Below are 20,713 nucleotides of genomic sequence, written 5' to 3'. Positions count from 1 at the left end.
GGGGCGCCGCCGTCGCGGCGCCCCGGCATCCCTCTGCGATGTGAGGTCATCGTGAACACGCGCCCGCGCCGTGCCCTGCGCGACACCCGACTCGTCATCTTCGATTGCGACGGAGTACTGGTGGACACCGAACGCATAGGTCCCGCGGTCGTGGCGGAGATGGCCGCAGAAGTCGGCTGGCCCCTTACCCCCGAGCAGGTACGGCAACGTTTCCTCGGCCGACCCGAATCGTATCTGTACGAGCAGGTCCGCACCCACGCCACCGTCACCGTCGGCCCCGACTGGCTTGACGTATACCGGAACAGGGTCCGCGACGCGTTCGCCGCCCGACCGGACACCATGCCCGGCGTCCAGGAACTGTTGGACTTCCTTGACCTCCGTCAACTCCCCTACTGCGTTGCCTCCAGCGGCAGCCACGAGCGCATCGAACATTCCCTGACAGCCAGCGGACTCATCGACCGATTCACCGGACGGGTGTTCAGCGCCGATGACGTCCCCCACGGCAAACCCGCTCCGGATCTCTTCCTCCATGCCGCCCGCAGCCAAGGCTGCCCGCCTGCCCACTGCCTCGTCATCGAAGACAGCCCAGCCGGCGTGGACGCCGCGCTGGCGGCGGGCATGCCCGCCGTCGGCTACTGCGGAGGCCCCACCGAGCCCGGTTTTCTCTCACACGCCACGCTCGGCGTCATCCCAGACCTCACGCACCTCATGGGCGCCGCGGGCGGCTGAGAGCCGAAGTTCCCATCAGACCCCCACGAGGTCCTCCTCCCCGACGGCCAGACACCCCCAGGGAACCGTAGGAGCCCGAACACCTCACGGCCGAAGCCAAGAACCCCCATCCGGGACGTGCGGGACGATCTACACTCCAGCCTCCCGCCCTCGACCAGCACAAGTACGCCACCCACCACCCACGCCAGCACCGCTGACCAGGACGGGTTCAGGCTGTACAGGTCTCAATGAGGCAAACCGGACGTAGTTTGGTGGCCCATTGCCAAGCCGCGCCACGGTCGGCGTCACCGACCTGGCCCTGGACGCAGCAGTGGAAATCGACGTGATCGCCGCGATCCCCGAGAGCACCAGCATGGCTGGCACTCCCCAAATCGCTACCTGACTTTCGCTCTGCCCTCGGCCTTTCGTGTTCGGTCGTCAGCTTCGGTTGCCGCCCCATTCGTCGTCGCGGTGCGTGTGCGGGCACCCAGGCGGCCCGCTCGTCGCATCGGGTGCGCGCCGGTTGCCACGGTCCGGTCGGTGGCTCTGCTGCTCGTCGGGGTTCGAGGAGATCGACATCGCCGACATCCCCGACGTCCCGGATCTTCCCCGGGCTGTTGTCGGTCAGCCTGGGTCCGGGAAGGTGCCGAGCCGACTGATCGTGTCGGTGATCTCTTCCGTCCATGGCCAGTGGCGGGCGAATCGCAGGCGCCGTTGGCGTGCGGTCGCGATGAGTTGGGCAGCGGCGGAGAACAACCGCAGCCTGCCACGGCAGCAGCGACCGGCAAGTCAAGGTCCGGGGCCTCCGGGTCGAGGCAGCGTGACGGCCGTGGTGCCGGTCGGGCCGGCACAAGCCGCGGTCACCTCATCACCCCACCGCTCGCTCCCGGGCTGTTGGATCCAGGACCGGCCTTCGGGGACGGGCCGTGGTCTCGGACATAGACGGTGACTCGCGCCCCGTTGACATGAGTTGTTCCGTACTCGTGGAAGTGGCGCCGCAGCGTGCTTGTTTTCGCTTCCTCCCGCGGGTTGGCCAGCGAGTGCGCACCCGCCGCGCGGACCGCGACGATCCGGTCGAATTCCAGCATGCGTGCCGCAATATCCTGGGCGGGAAGCTCGACACCTGCAAGTGTGTTCGACGAAACGGGATCCTGTGCCAGGGCCAGATCCGTCAGGAAACGGGTGTCCTCGGGGTTGGCCGCGGTCAAGATCCGGTGCTGGCCGGAGAGATAGAGCAGCCCGTCGCCGGGACGGCCTTCCTTGCGCACGGTGGCGCCGATGGCGGTGACGTCATCGCTCCGGCTCTGGGGCGTCCTCAGCGACAGGCTCGACGGGACGAGCGCGGCCAGCACGGCGACCGCCGCGATCCACGCGTTGCGGGAAGACCGCTGCCGCCGGTGGAAGTCATCCATGCAGGCACCCAGCAGCAGGGCGATTCCGATATTGCTGTAGAGCACATACCGGTCGACGAAAAGGGGCTTGACCAGTGAGGTGATCAGCAACAGAAGGCCCGGAAGCACAAGAATGGGCACAGCCAGCACGGAAAGCCGCACGGGCCCCCTCACCCCCAGGGGTACCAGGGCACACGCCACGCCCACGACCGCCACAACCAGGAAATAACGAAGCCGCACCGGTCCGCCGATCCAGGACACCTGCCCCGACTGCCCCGCACTGCAGATCGCCAGCGGCAACAGCCCGGCCACAACGCCCGCGGCAGCCACACTCCACGCCCTCAGCACCGGTCGTGGAACACGGGAGACGACCAGTGTGACGCCGTGTGCGATCAGGGCGAGGACCGCGAACTCATGGAGCAGACAGGCCAGCAGCATGGTGGAGCCGTAGACCGCCCACCGCCACCGGGCGCGATGCGGGACGCTGACCACGAGCGCATAGGTGGCCCAGGTGACCAGGGCACAGACCATGGCATACGAGCGGCCTTCCTGCGCGTACTTCTGCACCTGGGGAAGGAGCGGAAACACCAGCCCGGCCAGCAGCCCGGCACGGGGTCCCGCCAGGCGTAGCCCCAGAAGCCCGACTCCGCTCGCCGCCACGGACATCGCCAGCACAGACGGCAGCCGCAACGTCAGCAGCCCTCCGCCGAAGAGACCGAAGATCTCATGCATCACGGCGTAGTAAAGGGCATGGACCAGATCAACATGCTGGGCGGTGAGCCATATCTGCGAAAGATCGCGGTGCGCGAGCTGATAGGTGACGGACTCGTCCCCCCACATGGTGTTCTTCCTGCGGATACCCCAGAGCCCCAGAGCGATGGTCAGCGACAAGGGCGCGATGACGACAACGGCTTTGGCCGGGCCCGGTGATCGTCGACGGGCGGGTACGGGAAGGGAAACCGCCTTGGCCACGGCGGGGACACGTTCATCAACGGACATCGGCGACAGGGCCTTTCAGCAGTGGCGAAGAAACTCCGCCAGCGTGCCCGGACCTCATTGACCGGATGCTGACCCAACCTGACCGGCCGATCAGGAAGGCGGGCCGGCACTGTGCGAGGCTGCACCACATGCGCATCCTGGTGGTCGAAGACGAGGTGGACCTTGCCCACACCCTGCACACCGGTCTGACCGCCGAGGGCTACAGCGTCGACCTCACCCATGACGGCCGGCACGGACTGTGGATGGCCCGGACCGGCGAATACGCCCTTGTCGTACTGGACTTGATGCTGCCCGGGCTCAACGGCTACAAGGTCTGCGCCCAACTGCGCCGGGAGGGCAACGCGACCCCCATCCTGATACTCACCGCCAAGGACGGCGACTGGGATCAGGCAGAGGCCCTGGACACAGGGGCCGACGACTACCTGGCCAAACCCTTCTCCTACATGGTGCTCGTCGCTCGGCTGCGGGCCCTGGTCAGACGAGCCGCCGCGGTCGCCCCGCCCGTCCTTGCCGTGGGCGACCTCTCGTTGGATGTCGCCGGCCGGGTCTGCCGCCGGGCCGGGACCCGGGTGGAACTCACACCCCGGGAGTTCGCCGTGCTGGAGCTGCTGGCCCGCCGGGCGGGCCAGGCGGTCTCCAAAACGGATCTGCTCTATCACGCGTGGCCCGACGAAGCCCACGATCCCAACCTGGTGGAGGCGCGCGTCAGCGCCCTCCGCAAGAAGGTGGACGCCGCGTTCCACCGCAAGTCCCTGCAGACCGTACGGGGTACCGGCTACCGGCTGGTGGACGACCGTGAACGCGACTGAGCCGCGACGCCGCTGGTGGCCGCGTTCGGTACGAGCCCGCGCGGCCCTGGCCGCCGCCTCGGCCGCCGCCGTCATCCTGGTCGGTATCGGCTGGTGGGTATACCGCGACGTCTACCGCGAGGGCACGCGGATCGCCGAAAATCAAGCCCAGGAACAGCTCTGGGCTCTCGTCGGCCAGCTGAACGAGGGTGTGGTTCCCGTTCGCAGAAGCTCCGTGCCGTACGAGGTCGTCGCGAGCGGCCGGCGCTCCGCTGTCGCCTACGGCGGAGGTATGGACGACTTCGATCCCGGCACCCGCCATGTGCTGCCCGCCCCATCGGAGGCCAGGGAGCCCAGGCTCTTGACGATCCGCCCCATCCGCATACCGGTGCGCCCCGACGACGACCCCGGGGACAGATTCGATATGGCCGGCGGGACCTACATGGTCATGTCCACCGATATCCGCGCCGATGAACTGAGCAGCGACAAAGTCGCCGCTCTGGGCGTCGCCGCCGACGCCAAGCTGCGGGTCTATGTGGTGGTGCTCCCGCACACAGCCGAGGCAATCACCAAGACCACCGACCGCCTGCTGCTGCGGGCCGGGCTCGTCAGCCTCGTACTGATCGCCGCCGTCGCCTACTTCGCCGTCCGCATCGCGCTGCGGCCGGTCGAAGCCATCCGCGTCCTCACCGCCTCGGTCACCGCGAGCGACCCCCGCGAACGCGTCATCGTCCCGGCCACGGGACACGAGATCACCGCCCTGGCCACCACCATCAACACCACCCTCCAACGCCTCGACAACGCCGCCGCCCAGCAACGCCGCTTCGTCGCGGACGCCGCCCACGAACTGCGCAGCCCCCTCACCACACTGCTGGCCAGCCTGGAAGTCGCGCTCGCCTACCCGGAACGCACCGACTGGCCCGCCGCGGCCACCACCGCCGCACGACAGACCCGCCGCCTCCAAGCCCTCGCCGAAGACCTGCTGCTCCTCGCCCGCCTCGACACCCGCACCCCCACAGCCGGCGCCGAAACCGTCGACCTGACAGCCCTCGCCTCCCGGCTGACCGAGCAATACCCCCTCACCGAAAGACCGTTGACCCTCACCTGCGACAGCACCGCCCCCGCACACGCACACGGAAACCTCGACGAATACGAACGCCTGCTGCGCAACCTCATCGACAACGCCGCCCGCCACGCGGCACACCGCATCCAGATCACCATCCGAAACCAGGACGCTTTTGTCATCCTCACGGTGCACGACGACGGGCCGGGCGTGCCCACCGAGGACGCCGAGCGCATCTTCGAACGCTTCGTCCGACTCGACGACGCCCGCTCCCGCGACCACGGCGGCACCGGCCTGGGCCTCGCCATCGCCCGCGACCTGGCCCACCGCCACCGAGGCACCCTGACCCTTACCCCCCGGACCCTCGGAGCATGCTTCCAGCTACGCCTTCCCCAAGCCCCCACCCCGGCCGAGAAATAACGCGCTTCACCGCGGCAGCCCTTCGGAACCGGAAGACCACCGGATGACCACGCCCACTGCCACTGCCACTGCCACTGCCACTGCCACAGAAACGATCACCCACTTCACCCGCCACCTGGCTGAGCCCGGCTGCTGTGGACCTCCACCGCCCGACCCGCGCGCGGCTGGGAGATCACGGCCTGCCGCCACGACGACCTGGTCGGCCGACTCTGTGCGGCCGGCCTCGCCGCGATCGCCGACCTCGGCTTCGTCGGCCTCGGCGGTGGTGGCGACGACAGCAGCGACCCGGCGGTCGTCACCGGCTACAAGAAGCCCGAGGGCAAGAAGCTCCCGCCCGCGAAGAAGCAGGTCAACCAGCTGATCGCCGCAGAACGAGCCGTCTGCGAACACGCCTTCACACACCTGAAGAACTGGCGCGTACTGACCCGGCTCCGCCTCGACGTGAAGTGGGCCACCCGGCTCGTCCGCGCGCTGATGGTCCTCAACTGGCACGAGATCGCCCGCTGACCGACGATCTTCACCGCGGACAGCCGCCGCCGACCAGCACGAGCATGACCTCACCCATCCATGCCACCCCCGTGACCTGCACGTTCAAGATGAACACAACTCAATGCCACCCGCGCGCTCCTGATGGCCTAGGTGGACCAGTTGGTCACCTCAGTGGTCACCTCGAAGGGCGTACCAGAGCCGGTGGCCGGGACGTCGGGGCTGATCAGGACGGAGGCGGCCGGGACGTCGTCGCGCTTCAGAGCCTTGATGGCCTTGGCGGCGCCCTTGGCCTTGAGGTTGACGAACGCCGGGGTGACGCCGAGCGGCGCCGCGTACCCCTTGAGGGTCTTGGGGCCGCGGATGACCGCGCCCTGGTTGACGTCGTACCAGGTGCCGGGCGGCAGATGGATGGTCCGGGTGGCGCCGGTGCTCAGCTTGGGCGCAGCGAGCACGGCCGGGCCGAGCATCCACTCGTCGGTGACGGCGTAACTCTCCTCGTCCTTCGGGAACTCGAAGAACAGCGGGCGCATGATCGGGTCGCCGGTCTTCAGGGTGCTCTGAACCTGGTCCCAAATGTACGGGGCGAGCTTCTTGTGCGTCTCGATAGCCTGCCGGTAGAGGTCGACCGTCTCCTGGTCGTAGTCCACCTTCTGCCCGGTGGTGGTGTCATTGGTGTCCACCGGTGATGTCGAGGCGTACATCAGCGGCATCAGCGAGGCGGACTGCGCCCATCGCACCAGTACGTTCTTGAACGGTGCGGGCTGACCGCCGGAGCCACCGATCATGTCGGACTCGACGAACGGGTAGCCGATGGTGGAGATCGCCAGGTTCTGGGTGACGGAAGCGCGCAGGGAATCCCAGCCGGTTCCCTTGTCGACCTGGCGGGTGACGAAGCCGGCCTCGTGAGCCGTCTGGTTCCAGTGCACCCGGATGCCCGCGCCCTGGAGGTCGTACTCGTCGGCGAGCTGCGTGCCGAGCTTCTGGTAGTCCGTGGCCTGGTGACCTTCGCGCGGCGCGCACTTCTCGTCGAAGAAGCGGGTGTCGAACTTCAGCCCGTCGATGTCATAGGTGTCCATGAGCTTCTTGAGGTTGCCCTCGTACCAGGCCTTGGCGTCGGGGTTCGCCAGGTCGATGATTCCGGCCTGGCCGTTCCACCAGGTCACTTCGCACGGCTTGCTCGTGTCCATGGCGTCCATGAGCAGATAGCCGTGGTCCACCGCGTACTGGTAGTTGTCGGAGTCCAGGTTGATCCACAGGGTGACCCAGAGGCCGAAGTCGAACCCCATGCCATGGATCTTGTCGGACATGCCCTTGGGATCAGGGAAGGTCTTCGGGTCCCAGGTGAGATTGCCGTAGTTCGACTCCCACTTGTCATCGAGCTGGATGGTGTGCCCGTCCAGACCGTTGTCGTGGAGGTCGGTGGCGTAGTCGAGCAGTTTCTCCTGGTCGACCTTTGTGTAGAACTGCGCCCAAGAATTCCACAACGGCTTGGCGTACTGCTCGTACGTGGCATCGCTCTTGCTCGGCTTGCCGACGATGCCAATGTAGTCGCGGTAGACCTCCAGCGGGGTCGACTCGACGAACACGGTGGCCTTGTAGGTGTCGGGCGACTCGACCGTGAAGCGCCCCAGGCCGTCCTTGTCCGTGTCGAGCGTCACGTCCATGACACTCCCGGTGTCGACCCGGAGACCGGTCGAACTGGAGGTGTACCAGAACGGGTCGATCATGTTGTACGAGGCCGGGCCGAAGGTCTCGTGGTCGACCTCGCCGGTGTCGAGCGGCCAAGGCTGGTTGACACCGGGGCCGCCCTGCGGGGTCTCCGCCTCGCCGTGACCGTACCAGTGGCCTCCCGATGACAGGTCGTAGGCGAGGCCGAGTTGGTCGGGGCTGCCGCCCTCGACATCCCAGTCGAGCTGGTAGCGGTCCGAGGTGGGCGTCAGCCGCGCCGTGACGGTGGCGCCGTCGAGTGTGGTGTCCGCGGTGAGGGTGAGGACGCCGTCCTTCCATCTCCAGTCGGTGACCTCGGTCGCGTGCTGCCAGTGGCCCCCGGACCGGAAGCGCAGGCCCCCCGTGTCACCGCGTGCGGTGCTGAGCACGGCCTTACCGGCGCGCTCGGTGCTGAGGGCGAACTCGTCGGTGGCGATGTCGACGGTGTAGCCGGGGGTCTTCCTCGTGGCTGGCACGGACACGGCGAGGACACCTGGGTCATGGGTCACCTTCGCGCGGACAGCGGGGTCCGCCCGCGCCGGCGTGGCGAGGGGGCCGGCCACGGACGGCATGAGCGTCAGGGCGAGAGCAGCGGCCGGGAACATGACGAACCTACGGGTTTTGCGCAGTCTGCGCGGGCGGGTGCGCACTCACGTCCTCCTGCGGGCGGGCATGACGTCGTGGGGCTGCACTGCAAAATCATGCTTATTTCTGTTCATGTTCGAGCGACTACTGTCATCTGTCAACACTCGCCTCCATGATTTCCCGGCCTCACCATCGTTCCCCGTAACTCCTGGAGACGGGGGTCTCTCCGGGGCTGCGAGCCCATTCACAAAGCAACGAACCGGGAAAGAGGCAATGGTAAATGCTGCGTCAATCACGCCCGTTTCGAGCGGCTTCGCTACCTCAGCGGATCGAGTGCGCGGGGCGGACCGGGTTCAGCTCAGGATCACCGACCGGGTCAGACGCCGGAGTCTCTCCGGCGGAGGGAGCCGGCGCGGACGGCCGTCCCCGGCGGCTTGTCTGGCAGGCGGCCACGCTCGGGCTGTGGCCAAGCGCGTCGAGGTCCTCGAAGAGTTCGCCGATCAGCAGAGCGCACCGTTGCTCACGTCGGCGGAGTCACAGAGGCGGAAGACGAGACCCTGCGAGTCGGACTCGAGGCCCGCAGCCAGGCGCACCATGGTCCCGACGTGGAGCGCCCGTGCGCCGAGGACCTTGCAGCGCAGGGAGAATTCTTCCCTCATGCCGATTATCGCGATCCCCCACGGTCTCCTGATACTGCGGCCCATGACGAGGACATGGTGAATGACACCGACGCCGCCACTGCGTTCCCAGACGCAATCGGTGGAGGCGCAGACAGGACACAGCAGGCGGCGGAAGACCGCGGTCTGACACCAGCTGCAGCGCTGGAAGTACAGCTCCCCTTCCCATACCCCTCTGTGCGGCATCGGGTCACGGCAGTCCAGGGCGACGGGCGCTACGGCGTTCGGGCCATCTCGTTCAACGGCGGCGCCGTCCGCGGTTTCGATCGGTGCATGGAACACGATATGTCTCCCCGCCCCCGTCCTGAGGAATCCGGACAGCCGCGCGCCGGGAGGCGAAGGGACGCCATGGTCACGGCTGTGGCACGTCAACACCGCCGCGGTGAAGTGCACAGCAGACAGAATATGGCACTGAGTCCCACCAGTAAAGAACGCAGTTCCGTCTTACGAAGGGTGCAGCAGGATAAACGGGACCGCGGAGGGTCGAGACCCTGTCCGTCCCCTTCGCCGCCCAGGCCACCGGCACCGAGGTCACCGGCCGCACGCCGCGTGAGTCGACGGGGCGTCCGGAGCTGGCCGAGGCCGCGATCGTGGTCTCCGGCGGCCGAGGCGTGGGCGGTGCCGAGAACTTAACGATCGCCGAGGCCTCGCCGACCCCTCGACACGGCTGTCGGCGCCTCGCGTGCCGCGGTGGACGGCAACGCCCTCAGGGTGGCCGATGCTTCCGTAACCACCCCGGTCACGGAAGCATCGGCCCGTTCAAACCAGGCTCACCGACTCCGGCACCCCGGCGCCGCGATACCGCCTATGGCTGCTCCACCGCCACCTTCAATGGCGCTCTGAACGACAGGAGGCCGAGCATGCGTGGTTCCGCCGTCCCGGCCGCCGGTCGGATGTCCGGAAGGCCGCGTGCTGCCGCCCGCAGAGCCACCGCCGCCTCCGTGCGTGCCAAGGAAGCGCCAGGGCAGCGGTGGCGACCGGCACCGAAAGCCAGGTGGTGGCGGATGTTCGGCCGGTACGGGCACATCCGTTCCGGCTTCGGGAAGACCTCGGGGTCGGATCCGCTGCCCATGAGCATCAGCAGCACCTGCGCGCCCGCCGGCAGCCGTACCCCGCCCAGTCGAGTGGCCTGCGCGGTCACCCGGCGCCATGTGGTCACCGGCGGCTCGCGCCGCAGAACCTCTTCCACCCAGGCCTCGGCCAGGCCCGCTTCCCCGGCCACGCGGGGCCACATGCCGGGCTCGGCCGACGCCCGGTGCAGCACGGTGGCGATGAGTTGCCCGGTGGTGGACTGGCCGGCGATGAAGACGAAGAAGCACGCGGCGACGGCGGTCTCGACGTCCAGTGGCCTGCCGCCGGGCAGGCGGTGGCGAGCGAGCGCCGCGATGAACGAGCCGGAAGGGGCCGTGCCGCTGCGTACTGTCGCGGTGAGCCACTGATGGAAGTCCGCGACCAGCTGTGCCAGCTCCAGTTGCCGTTCGAGTGGCGGCCTGCCCCAGAACAGCTCCAGTGCGGCGTCACTCCAGCGGACCAGAGTGGCCGGTCCGACGCCCTGGATGCCGAGGAGTTCCATCAGCACCCTGCACGGAAGGACCTGCGCGAATGAGGTGAACAGGTCGCAGCCCCCGGTGGAGCCGAACTGGGACCGGACCGCGTCGAGCAGTTCGTCGGCGATACGTTCGATCACTGGTACGGCGGCTGCGACACACTGTGCGTTGAAGAACCGCGTGACCACTCGGCGCAGTCCGGAGTGGCTCGGGGTGCCGTTGTTGGCAAGCGCCGGCGGGAGGGTGAAGCCGACGCGGGCGAGGACCCGGAGCACGGCGACGGGCAGCGGGGTGACGGCGTGCTGGGCGTTGTCCGGAAGGAACCGGTCCGGGTCGAGCAGGACCCGGCGTACGTCCTGGTGGCGGCTGACCAGCCACAGCCCAGTAGCAGGGTCTTGGTGCACGGGAGACTCGGACCGTAGGAGGTCCAGCCAGGGGTAGGGGTCGCGGACGAAGGGGTCGCCGAACAGGTCGAGCAGACCCAACGGATCACGGGTGTCGGAAGATCCGGGGCCGGCCGCCGGGCCGCGCCCGGCTGCTCCGGTACCCCCTGCGAAGGCGAGAGCCGGGGAAGTCACGGCCGGAAGCTAACACGCGTCGGGCATGGTCCCCGGCCCTATGTGCGCGGCATCACTCGGTTACTCGCCGGTCAACTCTACCATCCTGACGGCCCCGTCGGTCATCGCAGCATCGGCGGCCAACTACAACGGGCCGCGGGTGCCCCTCATGACCGCCGCGCGGCTCTCCGGAGAAGCCTTCCCCGTGGCCGCGCGCACCGCGCTGACGCACACGGCGACCCGGCCCTTCACTGCCCGGCGCCGCCCTCGACGAGGCGTCGCAGCGAGGGGAGCAGGGCGTCGAGGTCCTGTCCGGTCCTGAATGCGACGACAGTGCTGCCAGCGCCAGACTCCGGCGGGGAACCGGGCGCCGGGAAGAGGGCGAGCACCTCACGCATCGCCTCGTCCACCTCGGCGACCGGGTCGGAGGACTCTCCTCGGAGCCATCGGCGCAGTACGTGGTTGTGGGCGGCGACCACCGCCGCTGCCATGAGTTCGGCCCTCAGGGACGCCGACTCCGTCGGGTCGCCCATCCAGTCCGCGATGAACTCGCGGAACAGCCGCTGGTAGCGGGCCACACTGGCGATCTCCCGGTCACGAAGGGCCGCCACCTTGCTGGTGAGCGCGTATCGCCGCCTCGCGAGATCGCCTTCGTCGAGGTAATGCAGCAGCACCAGGCGCACGGCGTCCGACACCGCGATCAGGGCGGTGCTGTGGCTGGAAGTCGCCAGGCGATCCCCCATCAACGCCAGAAGGCGGTCGTGGTCGGGAAAGATGACGTCTTCCTTGGAGCGGTAGTTCCGGAAGAACGTCGTACGCCCGAGCCCCGCCCGCTCGGCGATGTCATCGACGGTCGTCTGCTCGTATCCGCGCTCGTCGAAGAGGGCGAACGCGGCCTCTGCCAGTCGGATCCGCGCAGGTGGCTTGCTCATAACCGCTCATCTTTCCTCGTCTTCCTACCCAGACGCCACTTGCCCCACATGGCGGTACTGAGTACCTTCCAAGAGATATTGAGTACCGAAGGGGAGGTGGTGCCGGCGTGGATTCCGTTGCACGGAGCGAGTCCGACCTGCCGATCCAGCCGCTCTACGACGGCTGGGCGCTCGCGGGCTTCGACGCGGACGCCGAGCTGGGCGCCCCGGGGCAGTTCCCGTTCACCCGCGGTGTGCACCCGACGATGCACATGGGCCGACCCTGGACGATGCGGCGGTACACGGGATTCGGCCCGGCGAAGGAGCCCGACAAGCGCTACCACGAGCTGGTCCGCGCAGGCACGGGGCCGCCCGAGCGTGGCCTTCGGGCCTGCCGACGCGGAGGAGCTACGCGCAGACGTGCCCGTCGACGCGTTCTGACCAGGAGACGGCCCCGCTTGCGGGGATCGTTGCCATCGACTCCGGAGGCCCTTCCATGGCCCTTGCGTACGGCCTGCCACGCCGACCCCCGCTACCGAGCGGTGCGTTCCGGCCCAAGACGCCCAGACGCGAAGACGTCCGGGTACCGCCAGGCGCCGGACTGCCCGCCTCGCCTCACCCGCAGGCCGCCCCGCCGCACTGTTCACCGACGCCGATGGCCAAGCGGTTCCCATCAGGGGAAGCACACATGCCTGTGCCCACCGCGGGCCGAGTCGCCGACCGGATCGCCCAGAAGGGAATCACATGGTGAGTGCCCCCGCAGAGCCGACAGGCATCGACATTCGTACCACCGCGGGCAAGCTCGCGGATCTCCGGCGCCGCGTCCAGGAAGCGACACGCGCCGGCTCGGAACGCGCCGTCGAGAAGCAGCACGCCAAGGGCAAACTGACGGCTCGTGAGCGGATCGAGCTCCTTCTCGACGAAGGGTCCTTCGTCGAACTCGACGAGTTCGCCCAGCACCGGTCCACCAACTTCGGGCTGGAGAAGAACCGCCCCTACGGAGGCGGCGTCGTCACCGGCTACGGCACGGTCTACGGGCGCCCCGTCGCCGTCTTCTCCCAGGACTTCACCCTCTTCGGCGGCGCCCGCATCCAGGAGGGTGTCGCCGCCCTCGGCGCCTACGGCGAGATCTTCCGCCGCAACACCCAGCCTCCGGAGTGATCCCGCAGATCAACCTGGTCGTGGCCCGTGTGCCGGCGGTGCGGTCCACTCCCCCGCCATCACCGACTTCACGGTCATGGCCGACCAGACCTCGCACATGTTCATCACCGGCCCCGACGTCATCAAGACCGTCACCGGTGAGGACGTCGGCTTCGAGGAGCTTGGCGGCGCCCGCACCCACAACTCGACGTCCGGCGTGGCGCACCACATGGCGGGAGACGAGAAGGACGCCATCGAGTACGTCAAGCAGCTGCTGCCGTACCTGCCGCCCAACAACCTCTCCGAGGCCCCGGTATACCCGGAGGAAGCGGACCTCCTGGTCACCGACGAGGACCGCGAGCTGGACACGATCGTCCCGGACAGCGCCAACCAGCCGTACGACATGCGCACCGTCATCGAACACGTCCTGGACGACGCCGAGTTCCTGGAGACGCAGCCACTCTTCGCGCCGAACATCCTGACCGGCTTCGGCCGGGCCGAGGGTCACCCGGTCGGCAGTGTCGCCAACCGGCCGATGCAGTTCGCCGGCCGCCTCGACATCGACGCCTCCGAGAAGTCCGCACGCTTCGTCCGCACCTGCGACGCCTTCAACATCCCGATCACCACCTTCGTCGACGTCCCCGGCTTCCTCCCGGGCGTGGACCAGGAGCACGACGGCATCATCCGCCGCGGCGTTAGGCTCCTCTACGCCTACGCCGAGGCGACCGTCCCGCTCATCACGGTCATCACTCGCAAGGCTTTCGGCGGCGCCGACGACGTCATGGGCTCCAAGCACCTCGGCGCCGACCTCAACCTCACCTGGCCGACCGCCCAGATCGCCGTCATGGCGCCCAGGGCGCGGTCAACGTCCTGCACCGCCGCACGATCGCCGAGGCCGAGGCGAACGGCGAGAACGCCGAAACCGCTGAGGCGGTCCGCGCCCGCCTCATCCAGGAGTACGAGGACACCCTCCTCACCCCCTACATCGCGGCCGAGCGCGGCTACATCGACTCCGTGATCATGCCGTCCGACACCCGCCGCCACGTCGTACGCGGCCCGCGCCAGCTACGCACGAAGCGCGCGTCCCCGCCGCCCAAGAAGCACGGCAACCTACCCCCTGTAAGGAGCCGCTGTGACGATCAGAGTCGTACGGGGCAACACGAGCCTCGAGGAGCCGGCCCGCCCGGCCGCGCCCGGCATTGTGTCCGACGCCGCCACCCCCGCCTGATCGCACGGAAGTGGGCTTACCCACACCGAGTCGGCCGTCCCATGGTCGGCTCGACGTCACAGGCCTCAAGTCCTTTGTCGTGCAGGACCGCTGCCCTCATGCCCCTACTCCGTCGGCCAGCCGAGGCAGGTCTCCTCGGACCGTGGCAGACCGGAGGTGCTGCGCTCCGACGCCAATCCGGGCGGCTTCGGCATGCGGCGCTATCTGACCGAGGACGTCGACCTCGACGGAACGCTGCTGCCCAGCGGCACCACCGCCTTCTGTGGCCTGTCCGCCGCCAACCGCGACGGGCGGGTCTCCACCGACCCGGACGGGATGGACCTCATCCGCAGCCCCAACCCCCATCTCACCTTCGGCGCCGGAGCCCACTCCTGCCTCGGCCAATGCCTGGCTCGCACCGAGATGAAGGCCCCTCTGCCTGTCTCCACACAGGCGACAGCACACCGGCGAGGTAATTTTTGCAGACTCTGCATTTTTACGTACCATGCAATGCATGGCAGAGGGAAGTTCCGCCGGGGGCGGGCTGAGGGAGCGCAAGAAGCGGGCTACACGTGCAGCCCTGGTGGAAGCGGCGGTGCGGCTGGCGGCGGAACACGGCGCCGAGCACGTCACCGTCGAAGCGATCAGTGCGGCGGCGGGGGTCTCTCCGCGCACGTTCTTCAACTACTTCGATTGCCGTGACGACGTCTTCGTCATGATCGGCGCGGAGTCGAGTGCTCGTGTCCGGCGCGCGGTGCTCGAAGCGCCGCCTGGCCTTTCCCCGTTGGAAGCGCTGCGCGAGGCCTTGGCGGCAGAGCTGGCGGAGGTCGAGGAGCAGCACCGGCTGTGGAAGCTCTACGGCGTGGTGCTGCGCAGGTCGCCGCGTCTCCTCGTGCGCGCTCTCGGCGTCCACACGGCGGACGAGCTCGCCCTGGCCGAAGCACTCGCCCAGCGTATGGGCACCGGCTCGCCATCTCACCCCGGCGCCTCTGCTACGCCCCCCGCGTCCGAAGAGGAGGAGCGGAGGCTGGCGCTGGACCTGTACCCGCAGCTGCTGGCCGCTGTCGGCGTCATGGCTGTCCGGATCGCCGGCGAGTACTGGTGCGTCCGGCAGGACGACATCGCCTTCTTGGACGTCTTCCAGGAGGTGTTCGAGCATCTTGCCGCCGGGCTGCCGACACCGTCCGGGGACGCCCGACGGTACTGACCCTCTTCGGAGCGCACACCTGGCCCCGACCGAGCCCGCGCCCCCTGTATGCCCGAGCACACCGCGGTATGGCCCTTGTCGGCGCGTACGCGAACAGCCACCGAACGTGAGAGAGATGTTGTGAACTCATTACCGGCGCCGGAGCAGGCGCCCCCCGCCCCCATGTCCAACCGGCAGATACTCCAGGCCATGTCCGGGCTGATGGCCGGTATGTTCGTCGCCATTCTGGCCGGAACCGTGGTTTCCAACGCGCTGCCCCGGATCATCGCCGACCTGGGGGCCAGCCAGTCTTCCTACACCTGGGTCGTCACCGCCGAACTGCTGGCCATGACGGCGACGGTACCGTTGTGGGGCAAGCTGTCCGACCTGTACAACCAGAAGCTGTTGCTCCAGCTCTCCCTGGGCATGTTCGTGGTCGGCTCGCTGCTGGCGGGGTTCTCCCATGACGTTGGGCTGCTGATCTTCAGCCGGGTCGCACAGGGCATCGGCGCGGGTGGGCTCACCGCCCTGGCCCAGGTCGTGATGGCGGCCATCATCCCGCCCCGCCGGCTCGGCAAGTACTCCGGCATCTTCGGCGCGGTCTTCGCCGTCGGCACCGTGGCCGGGCCGCTGATTGGTGGCGTGCTGGTGGACACCTCGTGGCTCGGCTGGCGCTGGTGCTTTTTCATCGGCGTCCCGTTCGCGCTGCTGGCCATCGTGCTGTTGCAGTTCACTTTGAAGCTGCCCACCCTCCGCCGCAAGGTGCGGATCGACTTCCTGGGTGCCTTCCTGATCGTCGCGGGGATCTGCTCGCTGCTCATCTGGGTCTCGCTGGCGGGGAACCAGTTCGACTGGGCCTCCTGGCAGACCGCCGCCCTGACCATCACGGGCGTGGTGCTCCTCGCTGTAGCGGTGTACGTCGAGTCGCGTGCCGTAGAGCCGATCATCCCGTTGGACATCTTCCGCAACCGCACCGTGGCCCTGACCACCGTCGCCAGCCTGCTGGTCGGTGTGGCCATGTTCGGCGGCACGGTCTTCCTCTCGCAGTACTTCCAGGTCTCCCTCGGCAAGTCCGCGACGGTCGCGGGCCTGATGAGCCTGCCCATGATCCTGGGGCTGCTGGTCTCCTCCACGGTCGCCGGGCAGCTCATCAGCACGACCGGCAAGTGGAAGGTGTATCTCGTGGCGGGCGCCGCGGTGATGACCGTGGGCCTCGGTCTGCTCTCCACGATAGGAGCTGACACCCACTTCGGCCTGCTCAGCCTCTACATGGCGGTGCTCGGGGTCGGCGTCGGCATGCTGATGCAGAACCTGGTGCTGGCCGCGCAGAACGACGTCCCCGCGGCCGAACTGGGCGCCGCCACCTCCGTGGTGTCCTTCTTCCGCAGCATGGGCGGCACCATCGGTACCAGCGTGCTGGGCGCGATCCTGGCCAATCGCGTCACGGACGAGATCACCAAAAGCCTGAAGGAGACGGGCGCCCCGGCCGGCGCCGGCCAGTCCGCCGGTCACGGCGTCCCGGACATGAGCACTCTGCCGGCGCCGATGCGGGCCATCGTGGAGCACGCCTACGGGGTCGCCACCGGCGACCTCTTCCTTGTCGCCACGCCCTTCGCACTGCTCGCCCTGATCGCCGTCCTGCTCATCAAGGAAAAGCCGCTCAAGACCACCAGCGGCATGGAGCGGCTCGCCGAGGAGTCCGGCGACGCCACATCCGGCCCTCGCCGACAGGCCGACAGCGCCACGGAGACCGGCACCAGCCAGGTAGCCCACGCCAACTGATGCACGCCTACGGCATAGAGGCGCCCCGGCCCCCGCGAACATCGGCCGGGGCACCTTGCGCCACGCCAACTGCGACCGCCCTGCGGTCCTCGGCCTACCACCTTGCCGAAGTCCACGCGTACGGACTCGCCGAGGGCCCGTGCTTCGACGCCGCGCTGCGCAGCCGTCCGGTCCCACGCGGGAAGAGGAACTCGACTCCCTGAATCTCTACGCGCGGCGGCCGCGGCGTTCACCGAGGGCAGCGAGACCACGGGCCGGCTGCTGGCCTCGCACACCGCGGTCGCCTTCTCCAGCGCCCCGCACCGCCGACCAGCTCCAGCACGCCCTGGCCACCCGGCGCACCATCGGCGAGGCAATGGGCATCCTCATGGAACGCCTTAGCGAGGACGAGGCCTTCAGCCTACTGCGGCGCGTGTCCCAGGAACGCAACATCAAGCTGCGGGACATCGCCCGGCAGATCTGCGAGCGAGGCGACATCGGCAACAGAGACTGACGGGATGGCGCCGTTGCGTTACTCCGTCCACGGAGCCGGGCCCGTGCTTGCCCACGTGGCGAGCTCCTGCCCGTCGACGCACAGGATTCCGCACTGCGTGGCGTACTCGGCGGCGGGCTTGGTGAACTCGCTGGTCGTGACCACCGCGGCGATCTGGGCGTCGTGAACGGCGAAGCACGTTCCGCCGAAGCGCTGAACATCCTGCGAGCCGACCTTGTGAGTCGAGTCGTACCGCTTGCACTGGATGACGATGCGCCGGCCGTCGGGGGCGGTGGCGAGGACGTCCGCGCCCAGGTCGCCCGCGCCGCCCTCCACGCGGCTGACCTGGCAGCCGTCCCGTTCACACAGGTCCGCCACCGCCTGCTCGAACTCACTGGCCGTCATCGCCTCGAAGTCGGCTGCTCCGAGGGAATCCTCCTCGGGGGAAGCGGTGGCCGTACGGCGGTGGCGCATCATGACGGCGGCCAGAAGAGTCAGCAGTCCCACGGCCACGGCGGCAGGTTGGGCGTCGGTCGCGCCGCCGGCGGCTCTTACGGTGACCCCCACCGCGAAGACGACGATGGCGATCAGCCCGAAGCAGACTGAGAGATTCCGCAGGCTGAAGGCGTACTGACGCTCGATGCGCGGCCGACGGCCGGAAGTGGCCATGGGTGACGGTCCCCCTCGCGTGGTGACATCAAGATCGTCACTGCCGACTGCCCCGGTACGCCGCCTCCACACCCGCTGCAAAATCAGCGGTGTGGCGGGCCGACGTATCCACCACGCATAGCGCGTCAGCTGAGGGGAAGCCGATAGTCGGGTGCCCCGACATGTTCGCCATTCTGACGATGGGATATCTGCCATGACTTCCGCCCTGCACCGCCTGGACCGGGGACTGCGCCTCATCGGGTTGTCCCGGAGGAAGCGCCCGACCGGCGCCCCGTCCCGGCTCGGCCGAGGTCCCCATGGAGTGTCCGCCGTGGCGGTCATCCGGCAGGCCGTGCGCACACTTCGCACACGGTCCGGTTCGATCCGGCGGAGGTAACCGCATCGACTGGTGCGAGTGGGGTAGCCGTGCGACGTGCTGAGACTCGTATTGATGACTGGTCCTGCCCTGACGATGGCGCTCGGCGCGGCGCTCGCGTGGTGGGTATCGCCGTGGTGGTGGCTTCTGGTCGTGGTGGCGGCGGCCATGACGGCCGTGGCGGTCCGGGATGTGGTGCAGCGCGAGCACTCCGTCCTGCGCAACTATCCGCTACTGGGCCATCTGCGGTTCCTGCTGGAGGCGCTACGGCCGGAGCTGCAGCAGTACTTCATCGAGCGCGACTACGACGGCCGCCCGTACGACCGTGATGTGCGCAGCATCGTGTACGAACGGGCGAAGGGTGTGGACGCCGAGGAGCCGTTCGGGACGGAGCGGGACGTCGGTGCGGCGGGGTACGAGTTCCTGGTCCCTTCGCTGGCGCCCAAGGCCACGCCGGACCAGCCGCCCAGGGTCCGGGTTGGCGGGCCGGACTGTGCCAAGCCTTACGAGATGGCGCTGTTGAACATCTCGGCGATGAGCTTCGGATCTCTGTCGGCCAACGCGATCCTCGCGCTCAACCGTGGTGCGGCCCTGGGTGGTTTCGCGCAGGACACGGGTGAGGGTGGTCTTTCGGAATACCATCTGCGCCACGGTGGCGATCTGATCTGGGAGATCGGGACCGGGTATTTCGGGTGCCGGACGGACGACGGTGACTTCGATGCGGCCATGTTCGCCGAGAAGGCGGCCCATGACCAGGTGAAGTGTGTTTCCCTCAAGCTGTCGCAGGGCGCGAAGCCGGGCATGGGCGGAGTGCTGCCGGGCAGCAAGGTCAACGCGGAGATCGCGAAGGTGCGCGAGGTGCCGCGGGGGCAGACGGTGGTGTCACCGCCGTACCATCGGGTGTTCTCCACACCCCGCGAGCTGGTGCGGTTCATCGGCCGGATGCGGGAGCTGGCGGGTGGCAAGCCCACCGGCTTCAAGCTGTGCCTCACCTCGCGGCGGCAGTTTCTGGCCGTGTGCAAGGCCATGCTGAGCGAGGGCGTCACTCCGGACTTCATCGTGGTGGACGGGGCCGAAGGGGGCACCGGCGCGGCCCCGCTGGAGTTCGCCGACCATGTTGGCACGCCGCTGACCGAGGGCCTGATCACGGTGCACAACGCGCTGGTCGGCACCGGGTTGCGGGACCGGATCAGAGTCGGCGCCAGCGGCAAGGTGGCCACCGGGAGCGACATGGTGAAGCGGATGGTGCAGGGGGCGGATTACACCAACGCGGCGCGGGCGATGATGTTCGCCACCGGGTGCATCCAGGCCCAGCGCTGCCACACCAACACCTGCCCCGTCGGGGTGGCCACGCAGGATCCTCGGCGGGCCCGTGCCCTGGACGTGAGTGACAAGTCGGCGCGCGTGGAGCGGTTCCAGCGGGCCACGGTGTACGGCGCGATGCAGATCATGGCGTCCATGGGCGTCCATGACCCCGCCGAGCTGCGTCCGCACATGCTGCGGACGCGAGTCGACCCCTTCACCGTCCGCTCCCACGCGGAGCTGTACGAGTGGCTGGCTCCGGGGCAGCTGCTCACCGAGCCCCCGGCGACGTGGGCCGAGGACTGGGCTGCCGCCAACCCCGGCCAGTTCACCGTCTGACCCGGCACGGCACAGGTCCGCAGAACGCGGTGCTGCGTCGTCAGATTCACGGCATGGTCCGGCATGAGCCCGTTGACCGGTTCTGGCTGGCTGCGTTGTCGGGCCTGATACCCCGCTGCCGGTGGCGTGAGGTCTTCCCGGTCACGCCCGCCACACTGTTTACCTGGCATCGCAGGTTCATCGCGGCGAAATGGGACTACAGCGCGCGGCCGGACCGGGCGACCACAGATCAGGGCGGCGCTCAGGAAGCTGATACTGCGCCTGGCCCGGGAAAACGCGGGGTGGGGTCACAGGCGGATCCAGGGCGAGCTGCGGTACCCGATCTGAGGTTCCCCCGAGATGCGGGGAGAGGTGACAGCAGGTCAGATGGGGCTCACGAGAGGAGCTCTGACGATGCCTGCCCCGAGGAAGTACCCGCT

At 68.5% G+C, this 20,713-nt stretch carries 15 protein-coding genes and 4 pseudogenes; 13 read left to right on the top strand and 6 right to left on the bottom strand.

All coding sequences use genetic code 11. The features are described from left to right. Nucleotides 1-51: 51 nt before the first annotated feature. Nucleotides 52-729, top strand: a complete 678-nt coding sequence (locus ACFYOY_RS46185; protein WP_351901956.1) for an HAD family phosphatase — start codon at nucleotides 52-54, stop codon at nucleotides 727-729. Between the two features lie 839 nt (nucleotides 730-1,568). Here ACFYOY_RS46185 and ACFYOY_RS46180 read toward each other — a convergent pair. Further along, a complete protein-coding gene (locus ACFYOY_RS46180; protein ID WP_388593929.1) occupies nucleotides 1,569-3,098 on the bottom strand; it encodes a hypothetical protein in 1,530 nt (509 codons plus the stop codon). 128 nt (nucleotides 3,099-3,226) lie between these two features. Between ACFYOY_RS46180 and ACFYOY_RS46175 the strand changes: the two genes are divergently transcribed. The 3 genes from ACFYOY_RS46175 (at nucleotide 3,227) to ACFYOY_RS46165 (ending at nucleotide 5,876) form a co-directional block, all read left to right on the top strand. Next, nucleotides 3,227-3,907: a response regulator transcription factor gene (locus ACFYOY_RS46175; protein ID WP_351901952.1), complete on the top strand. Its 681-nt coding sequence runs from the start codon at nucleotides 3,227-3,229 to the stop codon at nucleotides 3,905-3,907. Beyond that, entirely contained in the window at nucleotides 3,894-5,369 is a 1,476-nt protein-coding gene (locus ACFYOY_RS46170; protein WP_388593926.1) for a sensor histidine kinase, read from the top strand. Before ACFYOY_RS46175 ends, ACFYOY_RS46170 begins: the two co-directional genes overlap by 14 nt. A gap of 129 nt (nucleotides 5,370-5,498) precedes the next feature. Continuing rightward, nucleotides 5,499-5,876 carry a transposase family protein gene (locus ACFYOY_RS46165; RefSeq protein WP_388593972.1) on the top strand — a complete coding sequence of 126 codons (378 nt, stop codon included), beginning with the start codon at nucleotides 5,499-5,501 and terminating at the stop codon, nucleotides 5,874-5,876. Between the two features lie 128 nt (nucleotides 5,877-6,004). On the opposite strand, the gene ACFYOY_RS46160 is transcribed toward ACFYOY_RS46165, so the two are convergent. Together ACFYOY_RS46160 and ACFYOY_RS46155 are read right to left on the bottom strand one after the other, a co-directional pair. After that, nucleotides 6,005-8,215, bottom strand: a complete 2,211-nt coding sequence (locus ACFYOY_RS46160; RefSeq protein ID WP_388593924.1) for a glycoside hydrolase family 31 protein — start codon at nucleotides 8,213-8,215, stop codon at nucleotides 6,005-6,007. A gap of 435 nt (nucleotides 8,216-8,650) precedes the next feature. Next, nucleotides 8,651-9,220: a zinc ribbon domain-containing protein gene (locus ACFYOY_RS46155; protein WP_351901948.1), complete on the bottom strand. Its 570-nt coding sequence runs from the start codon at nucleotides 9,218-9,220 to the stop codon at nucleotides 8,651-8,653. Nucleotides 9,221-9,309: 89 nt separating this feature from the next. Between ACFYOY_RS46155 and ACFYOY_RS46150 the strand changes: the two are divergent. Further along, nucleotides 9,310-9,523, top strand: a pseudogene (locus ACFYOY_RS46150) (FAD-binding protein); the annotation flags it as partial. Nucleotides 9,524-9,632: 109 nt separating this feature from the next. Here the strand turns inward: ACFYOY_RS46150 and ACFYOY_RS46145 are convergent. Continuing rightward, complete coding sequence (locus tag ACFYOY_RS46145; protein WP_388593920.1) at nucleotides 9,633-10,952, bottom strand: cytochrome P450; 1,320 nt, start codon at nucleotides 10,950-10,952, stop codon at nucleotides 9,633-9,635. Nucleotides 10,953-11,179: 227 nt separating this feature from the next. After that, nucleotides 11,180-11,863: a helix-turn-helix domain-containing protein gene (locus ACFYOY_RS46140; RefSeq protein WP_351901944.1), complete on the bottom strand. Its 684-nt coding sequence runs from the start codon at nucleotides 11,861-11,863 to the stop codon at nucleotides 11,180-11,182. Nucleotides 11,864-11,970: 107 nt separating this feature from the next. Here ACFYOY_RS46140 and ACFYOY_RS46135 point away from each other — a divergent pair, with 107 nt between their 5' ends. The 6 genes and pseudogenes from ACFYOY_RS46135 (at nucleotide 11,971) to ACFYOY_RS46110 (ending at nucleotide 17,650) form a co-directional block, all read left to right on the top strand. Further along, nucleotides 11,971-12,741, top strand: a complete 771-nt coding sequence (locus tag ACFYOY_RS46135; RefSeq protein WP_388593916.1) for a methylmalonyl-CoA mutase family protein — start codon at nucleotides 11,971-11,973, stop codon at nucleotides 12,739-12,741. Continuing rightward, nucleotides 12,623-14,098 (top strand): annotated as a pseudogene (locus tag ACFYOY_RS46130) (acyl-CoA carboxylase subunit beta); the annotation flags it as partial. The gene ACFYOY_RS46135 and the pseudogene ACFYOY_RS46130, both read left to right, overlap by 119 nt. A 265-nt stretch (nucleotides 14,099-14,363) precedes the next feature. Beyond that, nucleotides 14,364-14,633 (top strand): annotated as a pseudogene (locus ACFYOY_RS46125) (cytochrome P450); the annotation flags it as partial. A 61-nt stretch (nucleotides 14,634-14,694) separates the two neighbouring features. Further along, complete coding sequence (locus ACFYOY_RS46120; RefSeq protein WP_351901942.1) at nucleotides 14,695-15,396, top strand: TetR family transcriptional regulator; 702 nt, start codon at nucleotides 14,695-14,697, stop codon at nucleotides 15,394-15,396. A gap of 162 nt (nucleotides 15,397-15,558) precedes the next feature. Next, on the top strand, nucleotides 15,559-17,157 hold the full coding sequence (locus ACFYOY_RS46115; protein ID WP_388593969.1) for an MDR family MFS transporter: 1,599 nt from the start codon (nucleotides 15,559-15,561) through the stop codon (nucleotides 17,155-17,157). Nucleotides 17,158-17,524: 367 nt separating this feature from the next. Then, on the top strand, nucleotides 17,525-17,650 hold the full coding sequence (locus tag ACFYOY_RS46110) for an ANTAR domain-containing protein (RefSeq protein WP_388593913.1): 126 nt from the start codon (nucleotides 17,525-17,527) through the stop codon (nucleotides 17,648-17,650). An 18-nt stretch (nucleotides 17,651-17,668) separates the two neighbouring features. Here ACFYOY_RS46110 and ACFYOY_RS46105 read toward each other — a convergent pair whose 3' ends face one another. Next, nucleotides 17,669-18,298, bottom strand: a complete 630-nt coding sequence (locus ACFYOY_RS46105; RefSeq protein ID WP_351901938.1) for a restriction endonuclease — start codon at nucleotides 18,296-18,298, stop codon at nucleotides 17,669-17,671. 430 nt (nucleotides 18,299-18,728) lie between these two features. On the opposite strand from ACFYOY_RS46105, the gene ACFYOY_RS46100 reads away from it, so the two are divergent. After that, entirely contained in the window at nucleotides 18,729-20,294 is a 1,566-nt protein-coding gene (locus ACFYOY_RS46100; RefSeq protein ID WP_351901936.1) for an FMN-binding glutamate synthase family protein, read from the top strand. A gap of 53 nt (nucleotides 20,295-20,347) precedes the next feature. After that, nucleotides 20,348-20,606 (top strand): annotated as a pseudogene (locus ACFYOY_RS46095) (integrase); the annotation flags it as partial. Nucleotides 20,607-20,713 lie beyond the last annotated feature (107 nt).

It is taken from the genome of Streptomyces sp. NPDC007875 (assembly GCF_042868035.1).
In the GTDB taxonomy this organism is placed as follows: domain Bacteria; phylum Actinomycetota; class Actinomycetes; order Streptomycetales; family Streptomycetaceae; genus Streptomyces; species Streptomyces antimycoticus.
The sequence above is the reverse complement of the archived record's forward strand: the minus strand, read 5'-3'. Positions and strand labels throughout refer to the sequence as shown.